Source organism: Bacillus marinisedimentorum (assembly GCF_001644195.2).
GTDB classification, from domain to species: domain Bacteria; phylum Bacillota; class Bacilli; order Bacillales; family Bacillaceae_O; genus Bacillus_BL; species Bacillus_BL marinisedimentorum.
In genome coordinates, this window is the sequence record NZ_LWBL02000040.1 from 57,992 (window position 1) to 74,931 (window position 16,940).

General features: G+C 47.4%; 15 protein-coding genes. 12 read left to right on the plus strand and 3 right to left on the minus strand.

Annotated elements, in window-relative coordinates; translation table 11 throughout:
• Nucleotides 1-22 precede the first annotated feature (22 nt).
• On the plus strand, nt 23-391 hold the full coding sequence (locus A4U59_RS11750) for a hypothetical protein (RefSeq protein WP_066173722.1): 369 nt from the start codon (nt 23-25) through the stop codon (nt 389-391).
• A gap of 69 nt (nt 392-460) precedes the next feature.
• Here A4U59_RS11750 and A4U59_RS11755 read toward each other — a convergent pair whose 3' ends face one another.
• On the minus strand, nt 461-862 hold the full coding sequence (locus tag A4U59_RS11755) for an anti-sigma regulatory factor (RefSeq protein ID WP_066173724.1): 402 nt from the start codon (nt 860-862) through the stop codon (nt 461-463).
• A gap of 126 nt (nt 863-988) precedes the next feature.
• Nucleotides 989-1,678 (minus strand): Na-translocating system protein MpsC family protein, encoded by a 690-nt coding sequence (locus A4U59_RS11760; RefSeq protein ID WP_066173725.1) that lies wholly within the window; start codon nt 1,676-1,678, stop codon nt 989-991.
• Between the two features lie 433 nt (nt 1,679-2,111).
• Here A4U59_RS11760 and A4U59_RS11765 point away from each other — a divergent pair, with 433 nt between their 5' ends.
• The gene (locus A4U59_RS11765) at nt 2,112-2,918 is read left to right on the plus strand and encodes a peptidoglycan-binding protein (protein WP_245680544.1); all 807 of its coding nucleotides are present in this window, start codon (nt 2,112-2,114) and stop codon (nt 2,916-2,918) included.
• Between the two features lie 129 nt (nt 2,919-3,047).
• Here A4U59_RS11765 and A4U59_RS11770 read toward each other — a convergent pair whose 3' ends face one another.
• Nucleotides 3,048-3,773 carry a DUF421 domain-containing protein gene (locus A4U59_RS11770; RefSeq protein ID WP_106406329.1) on the minus strand — a complete coding sequence of 242 codons (726 nt, stop codon included), beginning with the start codon at nt 3,771-3,773 and terminating at the stop codon, nt 3,048-3,050.
• Nucleotides 3,774-4,203: 430 nt separating this feature from the next.
• Here A4U59_RS11770 and A4U59_RS11775 point away from each other — a divergent pair, with 430 nt between their 5' ends.
• From A4U59_RS11775 to dacB, 10 genes are all read left to right on the plus strand, one after another.
• Nucleotides 4,204-5,751: a hypothetical protein gene (locus A4U59_RS11775; RefSeq protein WP_211274930.1), complete on the plus strand. Its 1,548-nt coding sequence runs from the start codon at nt 4,204-4,206 to the stop codon at nt 5,749-5,751.
• 165 nt (nt 5,752-5,916) lie between these two features.
• A complete protein-coding gene (locus tag A4U59_RS11780) occupies nt 5,917-7,428 on the plus strand; it encodes a tetratricopeptide repeat protein (protein WP_066173734.1) in 1,512 nt (503 codons plus the stop codon).
• A gap of 15 nt (nt 7,429-7,443) precedes the next feature.
• The gene (locus A4U59_RS11785) at nt 7,444-7,656 is read left to right on the plus strand and encodes a hypothetical protein (protein WP_157888173.1); all 213 of its coding nucleotides are present in this window, start codon (nt 7,444-7,446) and stop codon (nt 7,654-7,656) included.
• A gap of 55 nt (nt 7,657-7,711) precedes the next feature.
• Complete coding sequence (locus A4U59_RS11790) at nt 7,712-8,761, plus strand: ADP-ribosylglycohydrolase family protein (protein ID WP_066173740.1); 1,050 nt, start codon at nt 7,712-7,714, stop codon at nt 8,759-8,761.
• 698 nt (nt 8,762-9,459) lie between these two features.
• Nucleotides 9,460-10,452 (plus strand): glycerophosphodiester phosphodiesterase, encoded by a 993-nt coding sequence (locus A4U59_RS11795; RefSeq protein ID WP_066173742.1) that lies wholly within the window; start codon nt 9,460-9,462, stop codon nt 10,450-10,452.
• 131 nt (nt 10,453-10,583) lie between these two features.
• Complete coding sequence (locus A4U59_RS11800; protein WP_066173747.1) at nt 10,584-11,318, plus strand: class I SAM-dependent methyltransferase; 735 nt, start codon at nt 10,584-10,586, stop codon at nt 11,316-11,318.
• Nucleotides 11,319-11,469: 151 nt separating this feature from the next.
• Entirely contained in the window at nt 11,470-12,576 is a 1,107-nt protein-coding gene (locus A4U59_RS11805; protein ID WP_066173750.1) for a hypothetical protein, read from the plus strand.
• A 676-nt stretch (nt 12,577-13,252) separates the two neighbouring features.
• Nucleotides 13,253-13,813, plus strand: coding sequence for an RDD family protein (locus A4U59_RS11810; protein ID WP_083270819.1), 561 nt, complete (start codon nt 13,253-13,255; stop codon nt 13,811-13,813).
• A gap of 18 nt (nt 13,814-13,831) precedes the next feature.
• Nucleotides 13,832-14,995, plus strand: a complete 1,164-nt coding sequence (locus A4U59_RS11815) for an ankyrin repeat domain-containing protein (RefSeq protein WP_066173752.1) — start codon at nt 13,832-13,834, stop codon at nt 14,993-14,995.
• A gap of 175 nt (nt 14,996-15,170) precedes the next feature.
• Nucleotides 15,171-16,664: a D-alanyl-D-alanine carboxypeptidase/D-alanyl-D-alanine endopeptidase gene (gene dacB, locus A4U59_RS11820; RefSeq protein WP_066173755.1), complete on the plus strand. Its 1,494-nt coding sequence runs from the start codon at nt 15,171-15,173 to the stop codon at nt 16,662-16,664.
• Nucleotides 16,665-16,940: the final 276 nt, after the last annotated feature.

The window sequence follows — 16,940 nt, forward strand, 5'->3', positions numbered from 1 at the left end:
TTTTGCAAATGGAGGGAAGAACTTGAAATACGCCAATGTCATTGACTTCTTTTCAAGAAAAAGCTATCCGAAACTTGCAGCACAAGATTATGGCCGCAATGATGAACTTGCTGAAAAACATGGGACTTATTTAGGCTGTTTGGGTGGGAAGGACGCTCAAGCGATTCGTAATTTAACGTCGGAGATGGGCTTCAGGCGTGAACAGCTGGATCAATTAACGATTGAATGGGAAGGCCTTTTCAATGACCAGCGTGCGCATCTCCTATATTGTTTGGACTATTTGAAAGTACCAGAGATCAACTTGGAGAAAGATTCCGTCCTGGTTGATGAAAGAGGGCATGTGTGGGTTGTGTACGATGTTGAGAAGGTTAATAAAGGGTATGAGGAGTGACATCAAGTTGAATTGGGTTCATGATGCCACACTTCCTCAAATGTGAACTTTGCCAAAGCCGCCCTTAATTTATGTCTGCCATTTTACAGCTGTGACGATTGTGCCTATTTCAGGCGACGAGTCTATTGCAAATTCATCCATCATATTTTTCACGCCCGGAATGCCGGCACCGAGGCCGCCGGAAGTGGAATATCCTTTTTTTAGGGCTTTCTGGATATCCTTGATGCCGGGTCCGTTATCCTGTGCTGTAATTTTGATCGCTCTTTTTCGATGGTCTTCGATTGTTTCAAATTCGATTTGGCCTTCCTGGGCATACCTGAATATGTTTCTCGCCAATTCCGAAGCTGCGGTCATGACTCTTGTTTGATTGATCCTTTGAAAGTTAAGCGTTTGTGATAATTCTCTGCCGATCTTCCGTGCTGCCACAATATCTTCTTCTTTACGTATGTGAATGATGACAGATTTGTCCATGGTTTCGTTCCCCTTGTAAAACAAATTTCTATAGCCTGCCGGCAAAAATTAAAAAAGCCAAAAAGAAGGGTGCTTCCCCTTCTTTTTGGCTTATGTCCAGTTCTATTGCCTGGCTCATTGCTGCCGTCATTTATGCGGTTTTATGATAAATACCTGTACACTTTTGTCCTCCGGATAATTCCATGAGACAAAGGCTTCTTCAATATCTGCACTTAGATAAGCTTGCAGTTTGTCATTATGTTCTGATAATCGCCGTTTTTCCAGGTTCCGTTTGGCGATGGTCAGTTGCTCAGCGAACCCCTGCTGTATCAATTCTTTTTCAACGGCGATCAAGATTTGGTGCCGTGTAACCAGAAGTGTCCGCGGATTGGGCATGCAGGAGAAAATCTCATCCGGAGCCTTTTGGATGTTCTGGCTTATTTCAATGATTTCACTGTGGATTTCTTTCTGGCCGGAATATGAACAGGCGGTGTGATCATGGTCTGTATCCGTGATTCCGACAAGTATGCCGGAATGACTGTTCAGATTCCAGTCATAATAAAACTCCTGCATTTCCATGGATAAATGTACACTGATGTATGCTCTCACTTCTTCTTCAAGGGTGGGCATCAGCATATCACGAATTTTTTGCACATATTTGCTTTGTTCGTTATCCAGCAATTTGTGTTCCATCGGTGCCAGAAAGTCTTTGATATATACCGTTATATAGGGTGGAGCGATCGTGGCATAGACGCCGCCCGGCCCTTTGCCGAAATGCTCCCTTAACAGCCTGCCGGTAAAGCTGCCCAATGCCTTCTCTTCATTTGTAATGGCCACTTATCTCATCCTTCTTTGATATGCTGCTGCCCGAACGATTAAGGCTTTGCCATGATATCTATTAATAGCGTAACATTTGTTCGCATTCTTGACAATTCGCCATGGGGACTTGGAATCCTGCCCTTTTCCATATATTTCTTTTAAGTAATCATTTTGTAATGAACGAAGGTGGTTCCCGGACGGTTGCTTTTTCTTTCATTCCGGCCCGGGAAGGGGGAAGCTGGCAGAATTGGCGGTAGGAATAAAGGCATGTCCGATCAGTTGCGGTATAAGTGATGGATTCGAAATATTACATCATTCTTACAGAATAGTTCATAACCAAAAATTGGGACAATACCGGCATAATAGTCTCCATTTCCTGTTAAAACGACAAAGTTCCTCCAGTTCTGTTCGAAGAGCTATGAACAGCAACCAGACAAGAGGAGGAACGACGTTGACTAACATCGTAAAGAAATTATTTATTGCAGCATTACTTGCAGCGGGAGTGGGTATTGCTTTTCCGGCAGCGAGTGAAGCGGCCCTCGGCGACCGCATGCTGGCAGAAGGCATGTGGCATGAGGATGTAAAAGAGCTTCAGCAAGTGCTTTTATCTAAAGGATACTTCCCATATCCGAAAGACACAGGATACTATGGCCCGGTTACAACCGAGGCCGTTCAGGGTTTTCAGCGGGATAATGGATTGAAGGTGGATGGCATTGCCGGACCGGACACGATCGGCAAGTTGAAAGTGACCCGATACGGCGATATCGGACAGCCTGTCATCGGTTTGCAGAAATCACTGCAGGCAGCCGGCCTTTATGACGGGAATATCGATGGTATTTATGGAGGCGGCACAAAGGATGCGGTCATCAACTTCCAGAAAAAACATGGATTGGCTGTTGATGGGATTGCCGGTCCGCAAACCCATGCAGCACTTCGGAATAAAGTCGGTACTCCTGGAACGGACGTTATTGAATTGAGCATGGAGAGCACAGCCTATACCGCAGATTGTGAAGGCTGCTCGGGAACGACGAGAATGGGCATCGATCTGGCGAAGTATGGCGGGGATGCCAAAGTGATCGCTGTCGATCCGGCCATCGTTCCGCTTGGCTCAAAAGTGGAAGTGGAAGGCTACGGTACAGCGATTGCAGCCGACATCGGCGGGGCGATCAATGACTACAGCATTGATGTATTCATTCCGAACCGTGACGATGCGCTTAAATGGGGAAGGAAAAATGTGAATGTGAAGATTTATCAATAACCGGGTGTCTTGCTGAGAGGGTGATTTTATAATTCAACTTGCAACCGTACCATAAGCGGTTCAGCCGTTTATGGTACGGTTCTCCTATTGAACGAAGCTGCCGATTGCATCAGGTATGGATAGCTTGAGTCAATGCCTGATCGGCGGAATGGTGATGGCTCCCTCATTTTTTAAAGAAAGGTGCAGTTCTTGATTGCGATTGATAGAGGCGAAGAAAACCTGGTTGATATCGGCAACCCCTTTACTGGACAATTGCTGATTCAGCCATTGTTGATCCAAATTGAAGTCTTCCAGGACGCCAGAATAGACTTTCCCTTCAACAATGACCGGGAAGGCAATGGGCGATTCGGATTTTACAATATTCATATCTTCAAGCGTAACTATATTTTTTTGTGGTTTTTTCAGCACACTAAGCGCTCCATTTGCTTCGATGACCGCTGTTTCCACATCATTGATATCAAAAACACTTTTTTCCCTGAGCATCTGCAGGACGTTGTCAATGGAATAACGGATATTCTTCAGGTTTTGATCGAGAAACTTCCCATCCTGAATGACCACTGTCGGTTCAAATGTAAACAGCCTGCCTGCCTTCCGGTTTGAAATTTTCCAGCGGGCTACGATTTTTTGCAGCAGGGCTATGGCGATGACCGCAACAGCAGTAGGCATGTGGTGAATATCCGGATCGGCAATATCAGCCCCGACTACAGCACCTAGCGTCACAACAATCAAAAAGTCAAACACAGGCAATTCCCCGATGGCGCGCTTTCCCATGAACAGAGTGACCGCCAGCAGCAAAGGCAAAATCGTAACAATCCTCCCCAGCACCAAAGCGATATCCTTCAAAAACTCCATCAAACCACCCCACTTCCTATACACGTTATCTCTTTCGACATGATTCATTACCATCCTTACCAAAAGAATGGAGATGAATACGGTATGTCGTGGTGACAGGCACCTGTCGTTTTTTGTTGTTTCACAGAGGTGTTTCACAGCAAGGCCTGTCTGTCTAGAATAAGATCCGGAACCCCACTGCTGCAATACTTCAACCTCAAAAACTACTCTTCCGCCGCAGAGCCAATTTCTTGAACCCTCTGAAAGTGAACCCGATTAATCTTCGACATACAAATGGTCTTGGGCTGCGGTTATCAGACGAGGGGCAGTATTATTTCCAACTCTAATAAAAAGGTTCTGCTATTTTATAAAAACTCATGGTAGGATAAAAGCACATAGGAAAAGATGCCTAAAAACCCCATACTCTGGAAAGGTGTCTATGTAATATACCAACGTGAAAAGGACTGAAACAATGACCAATACGCCAGAGATAGTTGAAGCAAGGAAGCGGCTGGCGGCAACACTCAGCCAATTATCTGCCAATCTGCAAGATGCGATTAAAGTTGAGAAGGGATTATCCGGTGCGTCAGTTGCAGGGATGATTTACGGAAACGTCAGCAATGCGAGCACGATTTACGGCATGGATAAATTCAGCACGCCGAGAGGGCACGGTTTTGCTGCGGAACGCGCTAACCACCTTTTTGATAAAGTAACGGGAAAGGATGCAGCGATTTTAGGGGATGACAATGCGAAATTTGGTGCGGACCGGATTGTTGACGGCGTGAACATTCAGTCGAAGTACTGCAGTACCGGTTCCAAATGTATTCAAGAGTGTTTTCAAAACGGGAAGCTGAAATACATAAATGCGGATGGCTCTCCGATGAAAATAGAGGTTCCTTCCGATAAATACGACGCCGCGGTTCAAGCGATGGAAAACCGGATTCAGCGGGGTGAAGTGCCGGGCGTCACGGATATTGGTGAAGCGAAGAATATTGTCCGCAAAGGCCATTTTACCTATAAGCAGGCCCGGAATATCGCCAGGGCGGGAACGGTCGAGTCGATCACGTATGATGCGGCGAATGGCGCGGTCATTGCCACCACTGCCTTTGGCCTCAGTACAGCTTTAACGTTTGCGACATCTGTCTGGAACGGCGAAGAGTTCGATGTTGCGCTGAAGTCCGCCACCTATTCGGGGCTGAAAGTCGGCGGAACCACCTTTGCGACTGCCATTTTGGCGAGCCAGTTATCAAAAGCAGGCTTAAACAGTGCATTAGTGGGGAGCTCGGAAGCGATTGTCAGCATGATGGGCCCGAAAGCGTCAGCTATGCTCGCCAATGCTTTCCGGAGCGGAACGAATATTTACGGTGCAGCTGCGATGAAGAGTGCGGCAAAATTGCTACGGGGAAACGCCATCACAGGGGCAGTTTCTGTTGCTGTCCTATCCTCCGTGGATGTCGTCAATATTTTCAGGGGCAGGGTGTCGGGCGGACAGCTGTTTAAAAACGTGGCCAATACCACCTCTACTGTGGCAGGCGGTACAGCCGGATGGGTAGGAGGAGCTGCTGCCGGTGCAGCGGTTGGGTCGGTCATTCCCGGCATCGGTACGGCAGTCGGCGGCTTTGTCGGCGGCCTTGTTGGCTCGTTTGCAGGCGGAAGCGGCGCAGGCAAGGTATCAAAAGCCGTCCTGAATGAATTCATTGAGGATGATGCAGAAGAAATGGTGCGCATCATAGAAAAAGTATTCACTCAAATTGCAGAGGATTACTTGTTGACTCAGCAAGAAGCGGAAAACATTATCGATCACTTGAAAGATGATTTGTCAGGCGGCACGCTCAAGGATATGTTTGCCAGTTCTGACCGGGAAAAGTTTGCCCGTACGATGATGATGCGTCATGTTGAACGTGAAGTGGAGAAACGCGAGAAGATCAGTTTGCCTTCTGATGTGGAGATGCAAAGAGGGCTCAGGAGTGTGCTGGAGGAAATGGCGGATGAGATTGCCTGATTTCCTTCGTCAAAAGTGCCGGGTCCTTATGTTTGAAGGGCCGGGCACTTTTGCATTTGGAAGTTGTTTAGAAAGGGGAAGGTAATTTATTCCTTTTTGTCGAATTCCAGTATAGGGCCGACAGGTTTCTGAATGGTTAATGGAATTTTATTAAAAGGAGCGCCTATGAAGTTCGTTTTAAAATCGCTTACCGTCATTGTTATTTCGTTTTTGGCAGCAGGTGTCATTACCGTTTCGGTTTTTTCACAAGACGGGGAATTGGGCTTGTTAGCGGGTCTTGGTTTCATGGTCATTTTGCTGCTGTTGCTTCTTGTCAGCTTAGCCGGCTTGATCAGGGGGCGTGTCAAATTTTTGCGTATAAAAGGACGCTGGGGTGCTGTCGGATTAGGCGCGGCATCCATTCTTTTCATGGTGTACGTGACTGGTGTTGTCGTTATCAATATCTCTCTGGTTGAAGAAGTGATTGGGAGAGGGGCAAGTGTTAAGGAAAAGGCGGACTTTGTGTTCAGCCAGCTATCCCCGGATGCTTATGCTGAAACGCTCATTACAACCGAATATAAAGAAATATCAATTCATTACCCGGCAGGAGATGAAAAGACAGTCGAAGACATCAAGAATCTTTATCCGACAGCGAGGAAAAAAGCGGATATCGTGTTTGGCAGCGAGACTGCCGATGCATTTAAGATCATTATATACAACAGCAAGGAAGCGATGGATGCCAGCTCGAACAATCCGGATTTCGGCGGTTTTTACGAGCCTCACGATAAGTCGCTGCATATCTTGAGCACCACGGTTAAGAATGGATGGGGTTTTGAGAAGACGCTTATCCATGAATATGCTCATTACCGGATGTTTGAGTATATGGAGAAGCATGATGTGAAAACCAGTACGATTCCGCAGTGGTTTATAGAAGGTGTTGCGGAGGTTGTTGCCATGTGGGATATCTCAGGCGAGGATCCCGCAGATAAAGAAGTGGATCTATCTCGCCTTGAGTCAAATTTGGATTTTCATAGGGTAAGAAAAGAAGGAATCGATACATATCTTCAAAGTTATTTCGCAGTCCAGGAACTCGTCTATTCCCATGATGAAACGGTGATAACCGACATGTTAAAAACCGCAGGGGAGCAAGAATTTGAAGAGGCTTTTCAGATGATACACGGGGAGCCGCTTAAAGATTTCCAATCCAATTACCTTGACAGAAGAAGACGGATTTCGGACCTGATGAATCAGTATTACGGCGAGCGGGGTCAGAAAAAATTCAAGCAAGCTGAGGAGGTGCTAAGGGAAATGATTGAACTTGCCCCTCAACATCCGTTTGCTGCCCGCGAACTTCCTTATACCTATATTAAACAGAAAAAATTCAAACAAGCGATTGAACAAATGGAAGAGAACATCCAGTCAGCTGATGGTCCATACTCCCATGAATTCGAGATGCTGGCTGAGCTGTACCTTCTCTTTGATCCGGCAAAATCACTGGAATATGCTCAGCGTGCAAAGGACCTGTCCGGAAATAAAGGGCGAAAGGATTCCCCTCATGAGCAATTGGTGGATGCATTGCAGCAAATAAGTTCCGGTAATGCGATATCGGGCTATGATCTGTTGTTTAATGAGGGTTTGATTTCTTATAAAGAGATCGAACAGGAAGTGTATATACGGCTGCAGCAAGGAAGCGAATGATGGGTGGTGCAGACAGTGGAGAAGGATGATCAGCATGGCCTTCATATTTCGGTGATTTTTATTTTACTGGGCTTGCAATACCTCTTCGGGTTTTCAGAGGCAGTTTTCTTGCTGCTGGTTATTTTGTATTCATTCTTTTTTTATGTAGTGCTGATGAAAAAAGGGGTCTGGTCGCGGGAAGTGGCGATTTTAATCGTTCTTTTGGTTTTCCTTTATTTTTTTAAATAGCAGAGTTGGCTGGCCCTGTTCTGTATACATTGAAATTCAGCGAGGTGGATATGCAATGACACGAAGAAACCAGGAATCCTTCCGGGGATGCCTCCTCGGCGGCGCAATCGGTGATGCCCTTGGCTGGCCTGTCGAATTCCTTTCCCTGCAAAACATTCAACAGCAATACGGTCCTGGCGGCATTCAGGATTTGCTTCTGGCCCCATCTGGAAAAGCTGAGATTACAGACGATACGCAAATGACCCTTTTTACGGCAGAAGGAATACTGAGGGCTCAAACAAGGGGCATTTTAAAAGGGATCACCCACCCGCCGTCCATCGTGTTTTATGCGTATCAGCGCTGGCTGCTGACACAGGGGCATCAGCGAGTTGCGGAATATGAGTGGGCCTATGACGGCTGGCTGCTTGAGATGGAAGAACTTCATGAAAGGCGGGCGCCGGGGAATACATGCTTGACTGCGCTGTACAGCAGAACCCAGGGCTCGATGGACGATCCGATCAACAACAGCAAAGGCTGCGGCGGTGTGATGCGGGCTGCGCCTGCCGGGCTGTTTTATGAAAAAAAAGAGGCGTTCAAGCGGGGAGCAGAGTTTGCGGCGCTGACGCATGGACATCCATCCGGGTACCTTTCAGCCGGTGCACTAGCTTTTCTGATTTCATCTCTTATCGGTGGAACGGACATTGAGACAGCGGTTGCGGATTCGCTTGCCGAGCTTCAACACTATCCTGAACACGAGGAATGCACAGCAAAACTGGAGAAGGCGGTGGAGCTTTCACACAGAGACTTTGCTGATACAGAGGCGATCCAACAGATTGGCGAGGGCTGGGTTGGTGAAGAAGCGCTGGCGATATCGGTTTATTGTGCGCTTAAGCACCGGGATGATTTTAAAAGTGCGCTGATCTCAGCTGTCACCCATAGCGGGGATAGTGACAGCACGGGTTCCATCACCGGGAATATCCTCGGGGCTTATTTGGGGCTTAGCCGGATTCCGGCAGACTGGGTGGAGAAGGTTGAGTTACGGGATGTTTTGATTCAGGCCGCTGATGATTTACTTGGTGGATCCGAAGGCGAAGGTGTTGATTGGGACCGCTATCCCGGGTACTAGGGGTGGAGAGACCGTTTGAATCCTCAACTTATTAAAAAGGAACTTGGTGCATGTTTCGCCGGAGAGGGTGAAACATAGACCTTGCAAAATGACTTTGAAGCGAGGGCTTCATGAATGTTATGGAAAAAGCTCTGCGGTAAGGGTGATTAACGGAGTTCGAAATCACCAAGACAGTTCAAATAGCCGTAGAGGAAGCGATTGTCAATTCAATGTTCAAGGCTGAAACGGTCGAGAAGCAGAAAAATGAGGGAGGTGCATGAGCGTTTGCTGGATCGGATAATGGAAATGATGAAGTGAAGATGGGGAAGAGGGTGCCTGGCACCTGCTGCAGTCAAAAGATTGCGGCGGGGGTCAGGCACTTTTTTACCCTATAGGAAAGGGGTTGGATTTTCAGAAGGGAGTATTCCAACGCAGCGGCCAGTTTCAAGAAAATCGATAAGGGCTGCTGCGCCTCTGTCTTCGGCTGAAAGCTCACCATTCGGCGAGTTTCTTTATCTTCTTAAGAGGAATGGAAAACACATTTGGTGCAAACGATATGAATATCCATTGATGACGGAAGCTCCTGCCCGGTTTATTGAAAGTTGGTTTACGATTCGGTTAAAACAGGGGACATTGCCTGATCTTTTTTCTTCTTCCGGGCTTTTTAGGTGCTCGGAATGGGGCGGTTATTCTAAATACGGCGATTGGGAGGAAGAGGGATGAATAAGTTTTTATGTCTGCCGGCTGCTGCGGTACTGGCACTAATCTTGATTGCAGGCAGTGACGGAGGGTCAGGTGCGGCTGCGGAAAATGACCCGACCATGGATGATGAACCGTTTCACGTAGTCGGGCATCGCGGTGTGAGCGGGGAAGCACCTGAACATACATTTGCCGCTTATGATTTGGTGAAAAAGCAAAAAGGCGGCTACTTTGAGATCGATCTCCGCATGACGAAAGACGGGGAATTGGTTGCGATGCATGATGCCCGGGTTGAGCGGACGACAGATGGGACAGGAAAAGTCCGTAACAAGACGATCAAAGAAATCAAGGAACTTGATGCGGGTTCCTGGTTTAATGAAAAGTATCCTGACCAGGCAAAGACAGCATATGAAGGATTGAAAGTCCCAACGCTTGAAGAGATTTTCCAGCGTTACGGGAAGGATGTAAGATACTACATTGAGACGAAATCACCAGATGCATATCCGGGTATGGAAGAAAAATTGCTTGAGTTGATTAAGGAATACCAGCTGATGGGTGAAAGCGAGGAATCCAGCAATGTGATCATCCAGTCTTTCAGCAAGAAAAGTCTCCTGGCTATTCATGAACTGGCCCCTGAACTCCCGCTTATCCAGCTGCTTTTATATGTTCCGGATGGAAAAGGCAGCTATGCTGAAGTCAGCGGCCTTACTTCTTCACCGGATGTTATAACAAAAGAAGAACTGGGAGTCATTGATGACTATGCGGTTGGTATCGGCATGAACTATATGTACAACGGTAAAATGGTAATTAATGAAAAGTACGTGCACAAGGCCAGAGCGCTGGATATGCTTGTCCATCCTTATACAGTCAACGACGAAAAAGATATGGAAACGCTGATCGATTGGAATGTTACAGGCATGTTTACAAATTATGTGGTGAAACTGGATAGCACTTATAAAGAAATCCTCCATAAACAACTGAGGATGAAGAAGAAATCTGAACGGGGTGCCTGACCCTGCCTGCAGAGAAAATTGCGGCGGGGCCAGGCGTTTTTTTTGTCATGAAACGTTCATTTAATCGTAAAGGAAACAGCAGCCGCAAGAGAGAAAGGTTCATTGGGGAAAAAAGGATGAGGAGGGAACGCATGGATTTTTTCGAAATACATCAAGGGCTGCCGAGGGAAGGCCCGGGGGATAATGAGTCGACAGCGTTCGCGTTGAGGATGCTTCGTAATCTGCCTTCAGAGGTTAGAATACTGGATGTCGGCTGCGGGCCCGGGATGCAGACGATTGCACTGGCCAGGCAGATTGACGGGAAAATTACAGCTCTGGATACACATCAGCCATTTCTGGATGTGCTCGCTGCAAATGCTGAACAGGCAGGGATGGCGGATAAAATTGAACCAATAAATGGATCGATGTTCGAGCTGGATTTTCCGAAAGAGAGCTTTGATGCCATCTGGTCTGAAGGTGCCATTTATATTTTAGGTTTTGAGCGCGGCCTACAGGAGTGGAGAGAATTCTTAAAGCCCGGGGGCTATGTGGCCGTAACCGAACTGTCCTGGCTGCGGAAGGATGTCCCTGAAGAGCCCCGGCGCGTCTGGGCAGAGGATTATCCGGGAATGAAAGGGATTGCTGATAACATTAAAATCATTGAGGAATCCGGGTATGTTCCAGTGGGCCATTTTGTTCTGCCGGAATCAAGCTGGTGGGAAAACTATTACCTGCCGCTGCTCCAGAGAATCGGGTATTTAAGGGAAAAGGCCGCAGGCGACCCAGGGGCGCTGGCACGATTGGATGAATCGGAAAAAGAAATCGATCTGTACAGGAACTACTCGGATTATTATGGTTATGTATTTTATATGATGCGGAAAGTTTGAGCGGTGCCGTTTCGAGCGGTGCCTGTCACTTGTCGAAAAATCTTTCAGGGACCCTGTTCCATGGACGCGCCATGATCTCCTATCAGCTAAGACCGTAGGCTTCACCAGGCTGTACCTGCCGGATTTTCAAAAGCATAAGGGGGCAATCAAAATGGAAGTAATGGAAAAGGCCAGAGATCAAGTCATTACTGCCCAAACAGTACTTATTCCCTTTGGATTGTCATGCAACCCGATGAGGAAGCTGGCAATCATCAACTTTGAAAAGCATCCGGAAGAAGTATACAAAGGATTGGAGCTTCAAAATTTTAATGACGCGGTCTACGGCAACGGGTATCGTGTCATTGCCTACCGGTTAGATGGATATGTCGATGTGTACGATGATTTGAAATTGAACGATATTGACAGCGAAACCTTTGAAGTAGCGGGAAAAGGATTATGCGAGCGCAAGCGTGTTGATATGGAAAATGTTTTATTCGAAGTGGAAGAGGGCTGTGCAACCATTGCGTTTTCGTTTACGGATAAGTTCGGGAGAAGAATAGCGGCCAGTATTCAGGAATATGCGGCGAAAGAGAGCAGGGCGATGAATCTTCTTGCTCCAATCGGGGCATCAACTGAAAATCCTTCCTATTTGCCGCTGTTCTTTTTACATGAATTTGATTTTATTCGAAAATGGAAGACGGATGTTAAACTTACGATTGATGGAAAAAAGATAAAACAGGACAACTTCCCGGTTCGGGCAGCAGTGAAAGATTTTCAGCGCCGATATTATTCGCGCTATACCCCGGATTGCCAGATCATCGAATTTGCCCGTGCCGGCACAGGTGTCATCGAGGAATGTATACCTGATGCTTCCGGCCAGGTCATAAGCGGCGCCCTTAAATATAAGTACCGCAAAGGTGTATTACATAATATCAAGCTGAAACATCCAAGTCATTCATTATCGCTGAAATTCGGCCTCGGTTTTCCTGATATCCGAAATATTGATCACGGTCCCACATACCGGGATACTTTTAAGATTGTCGCAGACGACACGATGGGATATGTTTCAGGCGAATATTCAATTAAAAGAGAAGGTGATTCAGCCAAAATCGAACTCATTCCATCAGGAGGCTGGACGCCAGTGCCCAATTCGTTTTTAACCAACATACTGTTAGGCGAAAAGTCTATTTTTTGCAGCTGGCCCAGGACCTACAAGTATACCCAGCAGATCGATCTTCTTACACTTGAATCGGTTTCACGCTGGGAAAGAACCCCTTGATGGCAGTCTGGACGGCAACCACATGTATTACATAATGGAAAGAGCCCGGCAATCACCTATTAAGGCGGTTGCCGGGCTTTTTTGTACTCGACAAAAACCGACGGGTGACAGGCACCTGTCACTTACGCAGACGTTTTTATTCTGCTTCCGCATCCGCAGCTGATGCTGTGTTTAAGGGTTTTTATGGGGGCATGGCATTTACCGCATATTTTTTGTTTAATCTTCATGCTATTCCCTCCTCATTATTCTTTTTGCCGAAAGGCTCATCCTGCGGGCACACATGGCGGCGATGAAGGTGGTCATCACCAACCGCAGCACCCGGGCCTTATCAGTCTGCCGTCCCTGTTCGATCATAGGATTAAAGAACTTGTTATGTTAATGATAACACCTTTCAATTTACAGTCAATACTATATTATAATTATTTTAATTAACGTTGTTTATCAATGCGGTGACTACCTATAAACATATTGGGATTTTTGGAATGTAAAGGCTATTTTTATGAAGTTATGTTGTACTGCTTTAGATAAGAAACAGAATCTCAATTGAGAATTAGGGGGTTCGACAAATTCCGGCAGGTGCCTGTCACCTGCCGGAATTTGTCGTTAAACTTTCCTGCGGTTTCTGCCGATATAAAAGGTCAAGATGCCCTGAATATAAAGAGAAGGGGGAAGGGAAATGTATTGTTCTCAGTGCGGATCAAGGATTGAGAAAGATGCGAAGTTTTGTTTTAAGTGCGGGAAGAAGATCGAGGTTCCACAGGAGGAAATCGCGCTGAGCGAGTCGGCGGCAGCGGTGGCGGCTGACCGGCCTTATCGGAATACTGCTGAAGCGGACCCCGAAGCATATCAGGAAGATGAAAAGCGGTATGCCGGGTTCTGGGCCCGGGTCGGAGCCGTTATTATCGATTCGGTCATCTGGGTGGCATTTTCGGTGTCGGTTGCCTTTTTGCCTATAGATGAAGAGTTATACGGAGTGATGGGGTTTTTCATCGCCTGGATGTATTATGCGCTGCTGGAAAGTTCTGCATGGCAGGGAACAATCGGCAAGTTGGCGATGGGGATTGCGGTTACGGATATGAATGGGAATCGGATTTCGTTTATCAGGGCAACATTCAGGTATTTTTTCCATTTGTTATCAGCCCTGACCATGATGATCGGGTACTTGATGGCCGCATTCACTCCGAAAAGGCAGGCGCTGCATGACATCGTGTGCCGCTGTATGGTTTTGAAAAAATAACGAACAGGGGAGCAGGAAATGGCACGTTTTATCTTATTTTTGGCCGTCGCCGTATCGACCATCCTGGGAGCGGTGATGATTTCGGATACGAATGGGGTAACGGGCTCTGTGGACAATTCGTTTTTCAGCGAATCCCGGCAGACGTATATGATCGCCCACAGGCACTTTGGAAGCGGCCCGGGTGTCGGCAGCAAAGAGGTTAAAAAGTTTGAAGAGTACATAACGGATTATGAGAGCAGTGAATTGACCGGTGAAGAGGCAGAAGTGTACAGGCTGATCGTCCAGATTATTTTGGATGTGAAAGATCATGATGAAGCCGGTAAGGCGCTGGATGCTGCAAGGCAAACAGATGACCGGGAGACGGGACAGTACAGTATTGAGATAATGAGGGATGCAATCGGCACGTTTCTTCTGCACCGGCAGGAACTGGGCAGATACATGAAATTGCCGGACTTCGAGCGTCGTGCCGGGCAAGATGATTTGGCGGTTGGGGAAGAAAGCGGCGGTGAAGAAGAGCGTCAGTCAGTCGAAGCCGAACCGCCGGAAGAAACGCAGGAAGAAACACAGGCAGAAGCAACGGCAGAACCTGATAAAAGCAACGCTGCTGGAATCCAGGCGGAAAAACCTGATACTGCTGAGGCGCCAGTGACGGAAATGGATTTGTATGAAGCCATTGACGCAGGTGACATAGACGGTGTCAGGGATATGCTGGATCAGGAACTGAATGTGAATATCGATCTAGCCGGCACACGCCCGTTGTTGAAAGCGGTCTGGTTTGGCGAGATTGGAATTGCGGGGCTGCTTCTTGAAGCAGGTGCCGACCCCGATTTGGGAAGTGCCCAAGAGGATTTCATACCGCTCGAGGCAGCAGTGGAGAATCCGCCGCCTGCAAAAAACAAACCAAAGTCAGACGAGGAGCGGGTGAAGCTTGTCAGTCTCCTTCTGGAACATGGTGCCGACCCGAACGTTGTGAGTGACAACACGGATATCGACGGGCGGGAAACGACTGTCTTGACCCGGGCAATCGAGCTTGACTCGCCGGGGGTTGTCAGGCTGCTTCTTGAAAACGGAGCCAATCCGAACCTTATCGTAAATGACGGCGAGACTGCACTCTCGATTGCTGAAAAGAACCGCCTGGAATCAATTGCAGAGCTGTTGAGGGGATATGGGGCGTATAACTGAATCGGATACTTGCCTGGCAATTAACGTTGCCAGGCATTTTTATGCTGTCTGGAGCCGGAGGCCATTCATTGCAGGTGAAAGACCCTCAACGGAAATGGGATACTTTGTAAAATAATAATTGAGGTTCGGGCATACTGGTTAATGGACAAATTTTAAAAGGGATGTGCTTGAGCTAATGACTTCCAACCGAGCGCTAAAAAAAGGATTCCTGATCACGTTGATTGGCATGCTCGCATTGTTTGCGTGTTACAGCCCGGGAAAATTAGGTTTTGCTGCAGAGTATGAAGAAACGGATACACTGCATAAAAAGATAGGCGCCATTTTAGATGACCCGCTTCTTGATGGGGCGATTGCTGGAGTATGTGTCCGGAAGGCAGATGATGGCGAGCTGCTTTATTCCCATTTTGGCGATATTCGGCTGCATCCAGCTTCCAATATGAAACTATTGACGGGAGCGGCTGCACTGGATCTGCTCGGTCCGGACTATCGGTTCTCCACGGAAGTGCTGACGGACGGAAAAATGAAGGGCGATGTGCTGGAGGGGAATGTATATCTGAAGGGGAAAGGAGATCCCACACTGCTGAAAGAGGATATGGACCGGTTTGCGAATGATTTGAAGGAAAAAGGGATTCGCACGATTAAGGGTGACCTTGTCGGTGATGACAGCTGGTATGATGATGAACGGCTGTCACAGGATTTGAACTGGTCTGATGAGTCGAATTATACGGGAGCACAGGTTTCGGCACTGACCCTCTCGCCGAATGACGATTTTGATGCAGGATCGGTAATCGTTACGATAAGGCCGGGTGAAAAACGGGGCGGGAAGCCTGAAGTGGAACTGACGCCGGAAACGGATTATGTCACCATCATCAATAACGCCAGGACTGCCGGGAAGAAGGAGCGAAAACGTATCTCCATTGAACGTGAACATGGCACTAACAATATTGTCATAGAAGGAACAATACCTCTCGGAGGAAAGCAATCAACATCATGGGTGGCGGTCTGGGAGCCGACCGGGTATGCATTGTCTGTTTTTAAGCAGGCTCTGGAAAAACAGGGGATAAGGTTGAGGGGTGATTCGGAAATGCAGTCCGGCATCACGCCCGAGGATGCTGCCGTGCTGGCGAAGAAGCAGTCCATGCGTTTGACAGATCTTATGGTTCCATTCATGAAACTGAGCAACAATGGCCACGGTGAAACTCTGGTGAAAGAGATCGGAAAAGCGGCCAAGAAGGAAGGCAGCTGGGAACAAGGCCTTGCAGCGATGAAAGAAAATCTTCAAACCTACGGAGTGAATACAGGCACAGTGTCACTTCGGGATGGGTCGGGAATGTCACACAAAAATATGATCCCGGCAAATGAGCTTTCCAGATTGCTTTTTTCAATCCAGGATAAAAGCTGGTTCCCGGCATTTGAGAAATCGCTGCCGGCAGCGGGCGAACATGATCGCCTTTCAGGAGGCACGCTGCGCAACAGAATGGCCCTGGTGCCGTTAAAAGGCAATCTGAAGGCAAAGACCGGGTCACTTACCGGGGTTTCCGCCCTCAGCGGTTATGTCACGAACAAAGATGGAGAGAAATTGATTTTCTCAATCCTGATCAACAACTATATCGGCCGCTCCGTTGATGAAGTGGAAGATGCGATTGTGGCGGAGCTGGCCGGTATGTAGAGTGTTATAAAAGGTTCCTGTCTCCCGCGTGTGCCAATGATGCACGATGGAACAGGAACATTTTTATCGACAAAACCCGACGAGTGACAGCGTATAATGGCAAATAGGTCAAGTGACGTTTTTGCCTAAAAAAGGCCGACCTTAAGTAAAACCCCAATTCATGATTTTTTTGAAGGTTCAACTATCACAGAATGTATAATGGAGCTTCTCTACAACGTGAAAAGGATCTTGCTTTTTTCTTCCTACAGAGGATACCACCTAGTAAATATAAGCTTT

What these genes read in the sequence shown, in the direction of transcription:
- A4U59_RS11755 (WP_066173724.1), bottom strand. Translation starts at nt 862, where the DNA reads ATGGACAAATCTGTCATCATTCACATACGTAAAGAAGAAGATATTGTG.
- A4U59_RS11800 (WP_066173747.1), top strand. Translation starts at nt 10,584, where the DNA reads ATGGATTTTTTCGAAATACATCAAGGGCTGCCGAGGGAAGGCCCGGGG.
- A4U59_RS11780 (WP_066173734.1), top strand. Translation starts at nt 5,917, where the DNA reads ATGAAGTTCGTTTTAAAATCGCTTACCGTCATTGTTATTTCGTTTTTG.
- A4U59_RS11815 (WP_066173752.1), top strand. Translation starts at nt 13,832, where the DNA reads ATGGCACGTTTTATCTTATTTTTGGCCGTCGCCGTATCGACCATCCTG.
- dacB (WP_066173755.1), top strand. Translation starts at nt 15,171, where the DNA reads ATGACTTCCAACCGAGCGCTAAAAAAAGGATTCCTGATCACGTTGATT.
- A4U59_RS11805 (WP_066173750.1), top strand. Translation starts at nt 11,470, where the DNA reads ATGGAAGTAATGGAAAAGGCCAGAGATCAAGTCATTACTGCCCAAACA.
- A4U59_RS11790 (WP_066173740.1), top strand. Translation starts at nt 7,712, where the DNA reads ATGACACGAAGAAACCAGGAATCCTTCCGGGGATGCCTCCTCGGCGGC.
- A4U59_RS11795 (WP_066173742.1), top strand. Translation starts at nt 9,460, where the DNA reads ATGAATAAGTTTTTATGTCTGCCGGCTGCTGCGGTACTGGCACTAATC.
- A4U59_RS11810 (WP_083270819.1), top strand. Translation starts at nt 13,253, where the DNA reads ATGTATTGTTCTCAGTGCGGATCAAGGATTGAGAAAGATGCGAAGTTT.